Origin of the sequence: Metallosphaera cuprina Ar-4 (assembly GCF_000204925.1) — an archaeon.
GTDB classification, from domain to species: Archaea; Thermoproteota; Thermoprotei_A; order Sulfolobales; family Sulfolobaceae; genus Metallosphaera; species Metallosphaera cuprina.
On record NC_015435.1, the window covers coordinates 1827378 to 1840348 of the forward strand.

Annotated in this window: 16 protein-coding genes, 3 tRNA genes, 1 other RNA gene and 1 pseudogene; 16 read left to right on the forward strand and 5 right to left on the reverse strand. The window is 38.1% G+C overall.

Annotated elements, in window-relative coordinates; translation table 11 throughout:
- Positions 1-20: 20 nt before the first annotated feature.
- Together MCUP_RS09630 and MCUP_RS09635 are read right to left on the reverse strand one after the other, a co-directional pair.
- A complete protein-coding gene (locus MCUP_RS09630) occupies positions 21-542 on the reverse strand; it encodes a PUA domain-containing protein (RefSeq protein ID WP_013738620.1) in 522 nt (173 codons plus the stop codon).
- Positions 539-1714: a proteasome-activating nucleotidase gene (locus MCUP_RS09635; RefSeq protein ID WP_013738621.1), complete on the reverse strand. Its 1176-nt coding sequence runs from the start codon at positions 1712-1714 to the stop codon at positions 539-541. Before MCUP_RS09635 ends, MCUP_RS09630 begins: the two co-directional genes overlap by 4 nt.
- A 61-nt stretch (positions 1715-1775) precedes the next feature.
- On the opposite strand from MCUP_RS09635, the gene MCUP_RS09640 reads away from it, so the two are divergent.
- The 7 genes from MCUP_RS09640 to MCUP_RS09670 all read left to right on the forward strand — a co-directional run bounded on the left by MCUP_RS09640 (position 1776) and on the right by MCUP_RS09670 (position 5967).
- Complete coding sequence (locus tag MCUP_RS09640) at positions 1776-2273, forward strand: multiprotein bridging factor aMBF1 (protein ID WP_013738622.1); 498 nt, start codon at positions 1776-1778, stop codon at positions 2271-2273.
- The gene (gene hflX, locus MCUP_RS09645) at positions 2270-3322 is read left to right on the forward strand and encodes a GTPase HflX (RefSeq protein ID WP_013738623.1); all 1053 of its coding nucleotides are present in this window, start codon (positions 2270-2272) and stop codon (positions 3320-3322) included. Before MCUP_RS09640 ends, hflX begins: the two co-directional genes overlap by 4 nt.
- A 98-nt stretch (positions 3323-3420) precedes the next feature.
- Positions 3421-3846, forward strand: coding sequence for a tRNA methyltransferase (locus tag MCUP_RS09650; RefSeq protein WP_048057667.1), 426 nt, complete (start codon positions 3421-3423; stop codon positions 3844-3846).
- Between the two features lie 23 nt (positions 3847-3869).
- Positions 3870-4376 carry a transcription factor E gene (gene tfe, locus MCUP_RS09655; RefSeq protein WP_048057801.1) on the forward strand — a complete coding sequence of 169 codons (507 nt, stop codon included), beginning with the start codon at positions 3870-3872 and terminating at the stop codon, positions 4374-4376.
- Entirely contained in the window at positions 4363-5328 is a 966-nt protein-coding gene (locus MCUP_RS09660) for a DNA cytosine methyltransferase (protein ID WP_013738626.1), read from the forward strand. The genes tfe and MCUP_RS09660 overlap by 14 nt, the downstream gene beginning before the upstream one ends.
- On the forward strand, positions 5303-5746 hold the full coding sequence (locus tag MCUP_RS09665; protein ID WP_013738627.1) for a RecB-family nuclease: 444 nt from the start codon (positions 5303-5305) through the stop codon (positions 5744-5746). Before MCUP_RS09660 ends, MCUP_RS09665 begins: the two co-directional genes overlap by 26 nt.
- 146 nt (positions 5747-5892) lie before the next feature.
- Positions 5893-5967, forward strand: a tRNA-Val gene (locus MCUP_RS09670).
- 579 nt (positions 5968-6546) lie between these two features.
- Here the strand turns inward: MCUP_RS09670 and MCUP_RS09675 are convergent.
- Positions 6547-6621 (reverse strand) — tRNA-Arg (locus MCUP_RS09675).
- A gap of 39 nt (positions 6622-6660) precedes the next feature.
- Here MCUP_RS09675 and rpiA point away from each other — a divergent pair.
- The 7 genes from rpiA to rnpB all read left to right on the forward strand — a co-directional run bounded on the left by rpiA (position 6661) and on the right by rnpB (position 9903).
- A complete protein-coding gene (rpiA, locus tag MCUP_RS09680; RefSeq protein ID WP_013738629.1) occupies positions 6661-7392 on the forward strand; it encodes a ribose 5-phosphate isomerase A in 732 nt (243 codons plus the stop codon).
- A gap of 272 nt (positions 7393-7664) precedes the next feature.
- The gene (locus MCUP_RS10090) at positions 7665-7829 is read left to right on the forward strand and encodes a hypothetical protein (RefSeq protein ID WP_013738631.1); all 165 of its coding nucleotides are present in this window, start codon (positions 7665-7667) and stop codon (positions 7827-7829) included.
- Positions 7819-8151 carry a transcriptional regulator gene (locus tag MCUP_RS09690; protein WP_013738632.1) on the forward strand — a complete coding sequence of 111 codons (333 nt, stop codon included), beginning with the start codon at positions 7819-7821 and terminating at the stop codon, positions 8149-8151. Before MCUP_RS10090 ends, MCUP_RS09690 begins: the two co-directional genes overlap by 11 nt.
- Entirely contained in the window at positions 8102-8857 is a 756-nt protein-coding gene (locus MCUP_RS09695; protein WP_013738633.1) for a phosphoglycerol geranylgeranyltransferase, read from the forward strand. The genes MCUP_RS09690 and MCUP_RS09695 overlap by 50 nt, the downstream gene beginning before the upstream one ends.
- A gap of 2 nt (positions 8858-8859) precedes the next feature.
- Complete coding sequence (locus tag MCUP_RS09700; protein WP_013738634.1) at positions 8860-9033, forward strand: preprotein translocase subunit Sec61beta; 174 nt, start codon at positions 8860-8862, stop codon at positions 9031-9033.
- 10 nt (positions 9034-9043) lie between these two features.
- A complete protein-coding gene (locus MCUP_RS09705) occupies positions 9044-9598 on the forward strand; it encodes a CBS domain-containing protein (protein ID WP_013738635.1) in 555 nt (184 codons plus the stop codon).
- A 2-nt stretch (positions 9599-9600) separates the two neighbouring features.
- Positions 9601-9903, forward strand: an RNA gene (gene rnpB / locus MCUP_RS09785) — RNase P RNA component.
- Between the two features lie 64 nt (positions 9904-9967).
- Here the strand turns inward: rnpB and MCUP_RS09710 are convergent.
- A pseudogene (locus MCUP_RS09710) lies at positions 9968-10471 on the reverse strand (DUF367 family protein); the annotation flags it as partial.
- Here MCUP_RS09710 and MCUP_RS09715 point away from each other — a divergent pair.
- Complete coding sequence (locus MCUP_RS09715; protein ID WP_048057804.1) at positions 10449-10697, forward strand: Lrp/AsnC family transcriptional regulator; 249 nt, start codon at positions 10449-10451, stop codon at positions 10695-10697. The pseudogene MCUP_RS09710 and the gene MCUP_RS09715 overlap by 23 nt on opposite strands.
- An 11-nt stretch (positions 10698-10708) precedes the next feature.
- Positions 10709-11962, forward strand: coding sequence for a tRNA(Ile)(2)-agmatinylcytidine synthase (locus MCUP_RS09720; RefSeq protein ID WP_013738638.1), 1254 nt, complete (start codon positions 10709-10711; stop codon positions 11960-11962).
- 638 nt (positions 11963-12600) lie between these two features.
- Here the strand turns inward: MCUP_RS09720 and MCUP_RS09730 are convergent.
- Positions 12601-12674: transfer RNA gene (locus tag MCUP_RS09730), tRNA-Ala, on the reverse strand.
- Positions 12675-12971 lie beyond the last annotated feature (297 nt).

Here is a 12971-nt window from a genome sequence, read left to right on the forward strand (position 1 = left end):
TTCTGTAATATTCTTTAAGACTACTTTCGTATCCTACACCTCTCCTTTACTGTTACAGCTACCCCCCTTTTATATTCCATCACTTCCTCGCCAGATAGCCTCATCTTACCTACCGCTATTAGCTCATCGCTATTATTTACAATGATGGCCTCATCACCTGCGCGTAAGTTCCTGTCCACATTTATAACGTGTTTGGCGAAAACGTTTCCCTCTTTCATTATTGCTTGTATAACCTCATCATTGACTGTAACTCTCAGCCTAGGTGGGTTAGAACATTTTTTTAATAGCTCTGCAGCAAAAACTGTAATAGAAAATAGTCCATCTTGAGGTCTTAGGACTAAGAAAAGCTTTCCGTCAAGAAGAACGTTTCTTATTCTCCACGTATTAACAGATCTTTGTATTGTAAAAGAGCTCTCGGAATTGAACAGACAGGGAGCTGTACCTATACCAAACTGATAATCCGCAATGGATCTGAGGACGTCTAAGTAGGGTGATGCCTCCTCTGGGTCAGTTACGAATTGTCTTAGTTTACGCTCTCTCATACATACTTCTCTCCCCTGTCTATTACATCTCTACTTAACTTTTTGCTTCTCAGTCTCTCTATAGCTTTCCTAAAATGCGACATTGTTATGGTCTTGCTCTCCTCCCTTATTGCTATGTAACCCGCTTCTGTACATAGATTCTTAATATCCGCACCGCTTAAACCATCGGTAAGTAAAGCTAACTCGTTCACTTTAACTGAATCATCGATCTTCATCCTCTGAAGGTAAATCCTAAAGATCTGCTCTCTTCCATTTACGTCAGGAAGAGGTATCTCTATTAGCCTATCAAACCTACCTGGTCTCAATAACGCAGGATCAAGGATGTCGACCCTATTGGTTGCAGCAATTATTTTTACGTTGTCTAAAGGTTGAAATCCATCAATCTCAGCTAATAGTTGCATTAGAGTTCTCTGTACTTCCCTTTCACCGCTAGTACCCAAATCGATTCTTTTAGCTCCTATTGCGTCTATCTCGTCTATAAAGACTATCGATGGGGCCTTCTTTCTAGCGAGTTCAAAGAGATCTCTAACTACTCTAGCTCCCTCTCCAACGAACTTCTGCGCAAACTCGGAAGCTACAACATGTATGAACGCGGCTTTACTTTCAGTAGCTACAGCCTTAGCTAACATGGTCTTTCCTGTACCAGGAGGTCCGTAAAGAAGCACTCCCTTAGGAGGAATTATCCCTAGGTCTTTAAATAGTTCTGGCCTCTTTAAAGGAAGCTCAACTACCTCTTTTATCTCCTGAATCTGTTGTTCTAGCCCTCCAATATCTTGATATCTAACGTTAGGTTTCTCAACAACCTCCATAGATCTAACTAATGGATCCTCTCTATCTCTCAACACTTCCACTACTGCGGACCCTCTCTGATTTAGGGCCACGTACTTTCCTACCTTAATTGCACTGATATCAACGTTATCTGATACATTAACAACCAAATTAGGCCCTGAAGTGCTTTTTACTATTACTCTACCATCCTCTAATATATCAAGTACTACTGCTTCTATGAGCGGAGGACTTAATAATTTCTCCATTTCAGATTTGTAATAATTTAATTCTTTTCTAAGGCTCTCGGCCTCAATTTGCATCGCCCTGATTTTCTCCTCCAGGATCCTTATAGCGTGCTCGTCATTTACAGAAGCATCCTTTGATAAATCTAACTCATCGGACAAGCTCAATCATATAAGAATTTGGTTAAGTTAGACTAAAAATGTTTATCGCCATCTATTATATATGGTACCCATGAAAAACGATGCAGTAACATACTGCGAAATATGTGGTTCCGAGATTGAAGGACAGGGTTATCATGTGAAAATAGAAGGTAGTCCCATGATAATTTGCAGAAGATGTTACGAGAAAAATAAGAAACATTTAGTCATGATTCCAAAGGAAACGAAGCAAGTTCAAACTAGGCCGAAGACGATAGTAAAACGTGATGAGGTAGAGCTAGACATAGACGAGAATTACCCTAAGATAATAAGAGAGGGAAGAGAAAGAATGCATTTGTCAACTAATGAGTTAGCGGAGAAAATGAAGGTCAAGGAAAACATAATAAAAAGAATTGAACTAGGAAAGCTAAAACCAACTATAAGTGAGGCAAGAGTCATTGAGAGGATATTGGGTGTAAAACTCGTTGTAGAAGTTTCTTCAGGCAAAAAAGAAACTTCAGAATCAGACTCTCAAACCTTAACTTTGGGAGACATTATAAAAATAAGAGAGGGGAGGAAGTGAAGGCTGTCCTATTCGCTCCTGATGAGTTGGTGGAAGAAGCTCTAACTCTTACCGAGACTGCCGGTTACTCAGTTACACTAACTTATCCTCTTCCATCAAAGCCCAATAGACTGTTCTACATTTCTCAAGAGAAGGTTAAGCTCTTAAAGGAGAAGGATATAGAGACAATAGTTATATTCGATCTACTTTCTCCAAGGCACTTTATTAATTTGAATAGATCGCTTGAAAATAAGAAAATACTAGATAAGCTTTTCCTCTTATTGGAAATATTTGCCCTACACGCTGGCTCAAAGGAAGCAAAACTTCAGATAGAGTTAGCCAGGCTAAAATATGAGCTTCCAATACTAAAGGATGTATACAGCAAGACCAAGAAGTCAGAACAACAAGGGCCTTTGGGCGCCGGCACTTACGGTGTGGAATCAATTCTCAGGCTTTATAATAGGAAAATCTCAAAAATTACTAGAGAGTTAGAAAGTCTAAAAAAATTTAGAGAGGATCAGATGAAGAGCAGAGAAAGGGATATACCATACGTCGCTATTACTGGTTATACTAACGCCGGTAAAACTTCGATCTTTAATGTGATGACAGGTTTAAATCAGGCTACGGATCAGTCTATGTTCACCACAACAGCCCCGAAGAGATACGCTATAAAACGAAACTCTAAGAAATTGATGCTTGTGGATACTGTAGGATTTATTAGAAGTATCCCACCTCAAATCATAGACACGTTTTTTGTTACATTATCAGAGATAAAATATGCGGATCTATTGTTACTGGTTGTAGACATTTCCCTAGACGATTCGATTCTTATTGAGATTACTAGATCGTCTTTTGAGATACTTAGAGAACTCGGAATAACAGGAAAACCTATTATTATTGTTGGCAATAAGGCCGACTTGCTAAACGGCAATGTTGCTAACAAACTAGAAACAGTAAGGCTACTAAGCGAGGGATTGTACGCTCCAATTATGGACTGCGTCCCAGTTTCAGCTAAAAATGGCCTCAATATAGAACTATTGAGGGATAAAATATTCTCCCTAGTCAACTAAAGAACGTATATGTCTTAAGATTAGGTCACAGGCCTTTAAGAGATAAGAGAGTAACAACCCACGTTGCGCTCGTAGCAAGGGCCTTCGGGGCTAGAGGAATCTATATCGAAGGAGACGACCTAAAAGTAGTAGATAAAATAAGATCTACCATAGGCAAGTGGGGCGGAAACTATTTCACTATAGATATTACATCTGAGCCTAAAAAAATTGTCAGTGAGTGGAAGAAAGACGGAGGTAAAGTAGTTCATCTAACCATGTATGGGATCAACGTACCTGAAATAATAGATAACATACGACAATTGGACAATATTCTAGTTATAGTTGGAGCGGAGAAGGTGGAGGGATGGTACTATCATATAGCTGACTTTAACGTAGCGATATCTAACCAACCACACTCAGAGGTGGCGTCCTTAGCTATTTTTCTTGACAGGCTATATAAGGGAGAACAACTAAATCTTATTTTTGGGGATAGTAAAATTTCCGTTATTCCCACAAATGGAGGAAAGAGGGTGATTCATAAATGACGTCAGATAACGTAGATCAGCTCATGAAAGACATTGCAAGAGAGCTGCTAGGAGATGAAGTCATCGACGTTCTATCCTTCCTCTTAGAAAATAGAGCTGAGCTAACTGATGAAGATATGGCTAACAAACTTAACGTAAAAGTTAATGAGATAAGGAAAAAACTTTACGCTCTTTCGGAACACGGGTTAGTCAGCTATAGAAGGACTAGAGATAAGGAGACCGGATGGTACGTGTACTATTGGAAAGCTAATATAGACCAGATTAATGAGTTACTTCTCTCTAGAAAGAGAGAGATCCTAAATAAGTTAAGGGCCAGACTAGAGTATGAGACAAACAATGAGTTTTATATTTGTCCTGATGACAAAACTAAGTACACATTTGAGGAAGCTTTTGAGAACGAGTTTAAATGCCCAAAATGTGGAGTTCAATTAATTTATTATGATTCAGCTAAGATGCGAGAATTCTTAGAACGAAAAATCAGAGAAATAGAGGAGGAGATTTCAAGGGAGACAAAAATTGGAAGCTCCTAAGGTAGTGGACCTTTTCTCTGGAGCTGGTGGTTTCGCTAAGGGGTTTAAACTTCAAGGATTTGAGATAAGCCTTGCCATAGATTTAAACCATGCTGCTGCTAGAACTTATTCTAGCAATTTCCCCACAGCCACAGTACTAGAAGAGGATATTAGAAACGTAACAGGAAAAGATATAATAGGTTTGATAGGTTCAAGACCCGACGTCGTCATTGGAAGTCCTCCCTGTGAACCTTTCACAGGAGCTAACCCTTTAAGAATGAATAACCCGGTGGAAAGACTTTACGTGGATGAACGTGGGACATTAACCCTGGAGTTCATCAGGTTGGTTGGAGAACTGAGACCTAGAATATTTATAATGGAAAACGTTCCTTCAATAATAGAGACAAAAGAATTGAAAGAGGCTATAATAAATGAGTTCAGAAGAGTTGGCTATGAACCAATCTTTAATCTCCTTCGTGCCGAAAATTATGGAAATCCGTCCAAAAGAACCAGGATCTTTATCTCCAATGTAAAGCTAGAATTAAAGACATCGCCTAAAAAAACTGTGTGGGAGGCAATATATGACCTGGAGGATAGATTTGATGTCCCTAATCATGAACCGATAGAGCCAAATGAGATGAAGACCGTAAGGATGAGTTCCCTAGATTATGGAGACTATTTGACAATGTTCAGAGGTCACAAGAGAGAAATCCCTCTATACATTAGACTAGATCCTTTTGAAGTAGCGCCCACGGTTCTCGGAAATTCAAAATTTGTTCATCCGTTTCATCCAAGATATCTCACAGTGAGAGAGCAGGCTAGACTAATGAGCTATCCGGACTCTCACGTCTTCTACGGTAGTAAGGAAGAGCAATATAACCAAGTTGGAGAAGCCGTACCAGTAGTCTTATCAACAAGAATAGCCTCGAATATATTTGGTGCTTTAATTGGAAATAGTAGTCGGATTGCATAATGTTACGAGTTCTCAGAGACTTTTAGACTTTGCAAAGTTGGCTTTTAGCTTAAACATTAAGAAACTTTTAATAACAAAGGTTGGAGGTACTGCAGCTCAGGCTGGAATTCCCGACGTAGGAAGATTAGCTCTAAAGTATAATAAATCTCTTATAATTCTTCCAGATCTTAAAGACGCCGTTGAGCTATTTAGTCCCAGTAAGATATATTTATTTTCTCCATATGCTGAAAAAGAAATAGAACCAGGATCTATTCAGGAAAACTCGATACTGATTTTCCCTGGGATTGAGAATGGGTTTACCAAGATTGAACAATCTCTAGGAGAACACGTAACCTTAAGATCAATGAAAATAGATGTTGGTCCCATTCCTTATGCTAGTGCAATTCTTTACTGCAGTATAAATGGAATTAAGGCATAAATAATATTTTATAATGCACATTGATTTATTAATAAATCGCTAATAACCTTTCAGGCGATTCTGATACAAGTTTTGACTTGTCATGATCTTAGAAACAAATTAATAACCCCTAACTTATAATCAAACCTGTAAGAAAAGTAAGGAATGGGCCCGTCGTCTAGCCTGGTTAGGACGCTGGCCTTACAAGCCAGAGGTCTTGGGTTCAAATCCCAACGGGCCCATTAAATTGTTCAAAAACTATATTAATGAGAAAAGTTAACAAAGATAAGGTCTTTTCTCTATATACTATAACAGATTCGCTATCGTGAACTTTAGCTAAACCTAGAACTGTTCTGAAATTGTTTTATTAATTATAACGAAGTAATATTAAATGTTTTTATTTGAAAAACATAAAAATTAAAAACTAAACGCTAGACGAAACTACAGATACGAAGTGGAATCGAGGACATCGTATTCAAATACCGTCATAGACAACTTAAATAATAATAAAGAATTTTCAGAAAAAGATTTTAACAATTTCATAGTCTAGAAGAGCTAATTATTGAAGACTTGTTGCTTTACCTTTGACCTACTCTAACCTGTTTCAAATCAGAAGCTGATATTGAAGCTATGACGAATGACCTGGAAAAGAGAGACATAAGTAACAAATCTACATCTTTGTTTTGCTTTGCTAAGTACAACAAAAATTTCTATTTTTACAGATTGAGGTAAGATTAAGAAACATCCGATAAAAGCTAAAGTGCTCATTAGACGATATGAAGAGTTGGACCGAAATTTATCAATCCGTTTTAACTATTTTACGGACCCGCCGGGATTCGAACCCGGGACCTAAGGCTCCGAAGGCCTTCGCTCTATCCTGGCTGAGCTACGGGTCCCTCATAATGTTTATTTAAAGGGCTATTTAATTTAGATCTATGTATGATACAAAAAAGGCCTTAGCTGAATACGTCTTACCTATGCTACGAGACAAGAAAATAATCGGATTGGGCACTGGAAAGACCGTGAGAAAATTAGTAGAAGTTTTACAAAACGCTAATCTGTTACATAATAAGATAATTATTACTAGTTCTGTAGATACAGATCTTTTAGTTTCTAGATATACTCAGAACGTCCTATCTCCGTTGACTGGAGCTATACCAGAAATTTACATTGATAGTTTTGATTTCTTTCTGAACTCGGGAGATGAAAAGATTTTAGTAAAGGGTGGTGGAGGAGCTCTTCTAAGAGAGAAGATACTCTCTTTCTTCTCAACTGAGAGGATCTTCATCGGAGAAAAGTCTAAGGTCATCTCAAAAAGGGACGTACTAGTCCCTATTGAGATAGCACCATTCGCGCTCTCATTTGTGGTTTCTAAGCTAAGGTCATCTGGCTTAAATCCGACCCTTAGAGAATCCAATGGAAAGATGGGGCCAATAGTAACCGATAACGGAAACGTATTAGTTGATGTTTCAGTAGAAACCTCTAACCTTTGTGCCTTAGAAAGGGAAATAAAATCTATCCCTGGAGTGATAGAAACAGGTATATTTTGTGAGAAACTATATGACATGATAGTGATTGCTGACGAAGGTGGAACAATTGAGATATTCCAAAGGAGCAGAGAAAGCGGTCAAGGAAAGAAGAATAGCACAACTTATTTTGCAAGATAACGGTTCCTATGTTTTCATTTTCTTAGCTAGAGAAAAGGGAGTACATAAAGATCATATAGTAGGACCAAATTTCTGCGACTGCGAATCTTTTGTGTTCTCTAAACTCCTAGGTTATGACAGATTGTGCGTTCATGCACAAACTTATGAGCTAGCTTCTCAAAGAGAAGACTTCGTAAAGATCATTGTTAAAAAACAGGAATATAAAGAAATCTTAAACGAGATTTTCACTTATGGAAAATCATTAAAACTGAGAAAGTTAATGAGATCCCGAAATGAGTGACTTATCATTAATCCAGGTAATACTTATAGCTTCTATAGTAGTTATCTTCGGAAGTGTTACGTACGTAACGTTTGAGGAAATATTAACCGGTGTAACAAGTAAGAAAGAGGCTGTAAAAATAGAAAAAAGAAGGAAGAGTGGCTCACATGGGAGGTAAAAGGAAAAAAAGGACTAAGATCGTAAAAGTAAAGCCTAAATTACCTAAGACTTTCGAATGTCCCCGTTGCGGTAAAATAGCTGTAACTATAAAATTTGACAAGAACCATGAAGGGCCTAAATCTGCGCATATTAAATGTGGTAGTTGTGGTCTAGAGACAGAGATTCACGACCTTCCACCCATTTACGATGAAGCTAACGCTTATGGAAGATTCCTAGACCTTTATCTTGAAGGGACGCTGGAAATAAAAGACAATAAGAGGAATAAAGACCATGAAAATGAAGGGGAAGACGAGAGCCTATCTTCAGAAACTAATCAATGAAGGTTCTCCTATACATTTTTCTTTGATAGATCCAGATAAGGTATATGATATCAACTCCTTACAGAAGGTAGTCTTTAAGCTTTATAAGGCAGGTACCTCAGCCTTTCTAATAGGAGGTACCTTAGGAGTTTCTAAGGAGAAAATGGATGGGATATTAAGTATTATCCAAGACCTAGAAATCCCTGCAATTATTTTCCCTAGTAATATAAATCTAATTTCGGAAAAGGCCGATGCTATCCTTTTTATGTCGTTACTTAATTCAGACGATCTATACTATGTAATAGGTGCTCAAGTTTCTGCATCAATAATCGTAAAACTGAGCGGATTGGAACCTATCCCTACAGGTTATCTGATAGTAGGGCACGGCGGCACGGCTGCACATATAGGTAGGGCCAGGGCTATACCCTATGACAATTCGGAACTTGCGCTAGCTTATGCCTTAGCTGCTGAATATATGGGAATGAATTATCTTTATCTTGAGGCAGGATCAGGGGCTCCAGAGACTGTAAGACCGGAAATGGTAAAGGTCGTATCTAAAGGTTCTAACATTAACATCATTGTTGGTGGTGGCGTCAGATCTCCTGAAAAGGCTACAGAGTTGATTAAGGCAGGAGCTAAAGCTATAGTTACTGGAAATATTATTGAAAGTGATGTTGAGAAGGCAATAAAAATAATAGATGCTATTCAGAAGATATCCTTGATTTAACAATGCCCACTTCCAAGAAGAAGAAAGAGAACGTACCTATGATGTCAATGGCAGGTCTAATTAGATATTATGAGGAAGAGCATGAGAAATACAAGATAGATCCTTTATACGTGATAATAGGCAGTGTAGTTCTAGTTGCTTTGGTTGTAGCAATTACTAAAATTGTCCCACCGTAGGGCTTCCAGATTGTTAATAGATACAAAAGATTTAAGGAAAATGAGGGAATCTGCTGGTTTGACTCAATCAGAACTAGCAAAGCGTGTAGGTGTATCACAGTCATATATAGCTAAGATCGAAAAAGGAAGTGTGGACCCTAGATTATCTATAGTAAGAAGAATAATGGATGAACTAAGTCCTCTTATAGAAATCCCCGAGATAGCCCTTAGCCTAATGCATTCGCCTGTTATTTCAGTTAAAACTGATGCTAGACTAAAAGATATAGCAGACATAATGGAGGTAAATAACATCTCGCAAGTACCTGTGATTACTTCTGAGGGGAAGCTAATTGGAATGATCTATGATTTTATTCTATTGAGAAAATTAAGCCTCCCTTCATCGAGGCATTTCAAGGCAATAGACTTGATGGGACCTCTTCCGCCTCTAGTAGACCCCAAAACTTCTGTCACACAAATCATGAAACTTCTTACTAAACACTCAGTAACTATAGTGGTAGAGAAAGACCTAATTCCTTTGGGAATCATAACCAGAAGCGATTTAATCAAGTATTTGTCAAGAAAATAAGTAGGAGCCAGGCAGGGGGTTACGGGAAACTGAGGAAACTCCAGCCTCTCGCCCTGAGGGAGTCCCTTGAGGGACGAGGTCAGCCACTTCGACAACCGCACAGAAACGAGACCCACTAAGAACTAAATGAAGATGAACGCGATCTGTGTCCGGCGACGGATCCAGTAGCGGGAGAGGTTCTTAGTGGGTTGAAACGGCAGATCTCCCTCTGAGCAAGTAGGGGAAGATCCGGGGCGATATGATTCCCCTGATACGCAAAGTCAAATCCCCCTAAGTACAGAAGCTGGGTTATTGCCTTGGCTCCCTTATTTCTTTGAGAAACTGTTCTTCGATTGACAATATCTCTTGGCTAGACTTTCCTTTATACTCTTCTAATAACCATTTGTTAAGCTCTAAGAAAGTTTTACCCCACTTCATAATAGACGCGAATCTCATTGCGTTATCTATTTCGGAAATAATGTAGAGCGAAGCTATGACCGCCTCCAAAGAGGACAGTCTAAAAGGCTTAGAATAATTAACTGGATTTCCTGCTAACAAGAAAGGCAATCTTCTTCCATTCCTCTCATATCTCTGGAAGAAATTTTCATCCGATCTATTCCAAGAAGAGTCTAGTATAGTTAAACCCCTTTTCATTATAGTGTCTTTATCGTCTATTGAAATGACGCGATTTGAAAGAGGATTGAGGACTATCCCTATAGGTCTATTAGTCCTTTTTGCTAAACCTAGCCTAACCATCTTCCTACCTGTGCACTTAGCCGGATCATCCTCTCCAAATTCTAAGACAAAGATATTCACTAAGTATCGTAAAGTTCTTATAACTTTATATTTATTAAATGTAGTGGGATTGAACTTGGTAACTGCGATAGTCCTCATAAACACAGATCCAGGGGGAGAGGAAGAGGTTTACAATAAGCTAAGATCTATGAGTGAAGTTAATGAGACTTATATAGTGTATGGAGTTTATGACATAGTAGCTAAGTTGGAAGCTCCGGATATGGACTCTCTCAGGAATTTCATTAGTAACAATATAAGAAAGCTGCCTAAAGTGAGATCTACCTTAACGATGATAATAATGGAAGGTAAAGCCCAGAAGAAGTGACTATGGATAGAATGAGATACATAATCGGGGTAGACGACCACGACTCTCCTGTAGGAGGCTGCACTACTCATTTTTCATGGCTCTTATTTAGAGAATTTGAGAAAATTCAGGTCAAACTCGAAGGATATCCTAGACTTACTAGGCTTAACCCTAATATTCCGTGGAAGACTAGGGGTAACGCTTCGATCTCTTTTGTGGTTGAGACTGAAAGGGATATGGATGAGTTGCTGGATATAGTATGGAACTTGTCCCTAGATTATATAGAAAATATATCTAAGGGATACAATTACAAGAGATCTCCCGGAGTTGCAATTATGAATTTTAGACACGATCCCTTACTAGAACACATATATTGGAAGGCAGTAACAGATGTAGTTACGAGAGAGTACGCAGTTAAAATATCTGAAAAATTAGGAATAAAAACGAAAGGAGGTAGAGGAATTATAGGCGCCATCGCATCAATGGGGTTTAAAACTGGCATAACCTACGAGTTACTAACTTATAGACGTAGAGAGAATTGGAATTCACCAAGAAGGGTTGATTTTAATACAGTTATGAACTATGATCTAGCCTTCTTCCCTTACGTTTACGCAAATGTGGATTACGTTTCAAAGGAACAGTTAATCGTATCACATGGAAACGATCCTGTCTTATACGGCTTAAGAGGACTCAAACCCAGTGTTTTACTTGAAGGTCTTAAGCTAATACGGTCTGAAGACGTAGAGGGCTATCAACTCTTCGAGACCAACCAAGGTTCGGATCATCACTTTAAAACATCTTCATTGAAACCGTACAGCAGCTTTGTAGGTGATGTGACCATAAAGAAAGTAAACGTTATGAGAGGAGGGGATTGCATGTTATTTGGATATAAATTTCCAGTTATAGTGTATAAAGAAACCGGGGAGTTAAATCAGGCTGTAAGGTATCTTTTGCCTGGAGACGCGATTAAAGTATATGGAGCTGCGAAGCCCTCGGCAGAGTATGGTTTAGTTATAGAAGCTGAAAGGATAGATATAACTGAACTTAAGCCAGATCAAATGTACATAAACCCAAGATGTCCTCTTTGTGGTGGTTCATCTGAATCCCTAGGTAGAAACAAGGGATTTAGGTGTAGAAAATGTAGAAATAAGTTCAAAGGAAATAAGATAATACAAGAAAGACCTCGATCCGTAACTATAGGCGTATATCAGACAAGAAAATACAGGCATTTAACTAAGCCTATCTTCCTAGAGACAATCTATGATAGTAAAGAAGATCTTAAATAAGATAAAAACAATATCATGATAAGATTACTAGTCTCAAATTTCTATCGTAGTATAAAAGGGTGTAACAGATAGTTGAAATAGAGGAGAGGAATACTTTTCTAATCGCCTACATAATCACTAATTGATATTTGTTAATAAATTAAAAATGTATTATTATTAAATATTGATTTTATTTCGTTTTTTCATGAACTCGAATTGCTATGGAACCATAAACTGATTATAACGCTTTCGATTGTAGAGATCGTAAGGACCCAATATTTTTATAGCTCCTTTAACACAGTTCGTTCTTTAGTCCTCCCGGTCTGATGCTACGGATATCAATAATCCCAACGCTTCCTATCACTCCCTACGTCTCGATATCTGAGAAGGCTAAACTAGAACGTGTTAATTCAAGGGTCCTATTTTGGAATAAAAAGAGTATCTCGATTTCTAATAATGTTCTAAATCATAAATCATAAACTTTGAAACTAATGATGTTACTTAATTCATCCTCAATAATCTGTTTAACCTTTGCCAACTTGTTGGTAATATCATGCGACCGTGCTTGACTCATAATTATATTTCTATTTACACTAAAAACGAATTTAATTGTTTGGAAGAAATTTTCATTTTTATGGATATAACTTCTTGTAATTTTATGGACCGGCCGGGATTTGAACCCGGGACCTTTCGGATGCCAACCGAACACTCTTCCAGGCTGAGCTACCGGCCCATATTTAGATCTGTAGATTCTGTTTATAAATCTACCATTTTATTCCCTAAACCGTGGAGAGGCCTACCCCTATACTTCTCCTGGAAACAGATTCACTTTAACTTAACTACAATCTATTATTATCTTTATACAAACCGTTCTTTTTTAAAAGGAAAAATCATAAACTTAGACCATTCTCCAGTGGAAACAGAGGGGTGGCTCACTTTATCTTAGATTCTCCAGTGGAAACAGAGGGGTTATTTACTCCCCGATTAAATATCTCAACCCTTAAAACGTGAAATGAAGAATGATATTTGT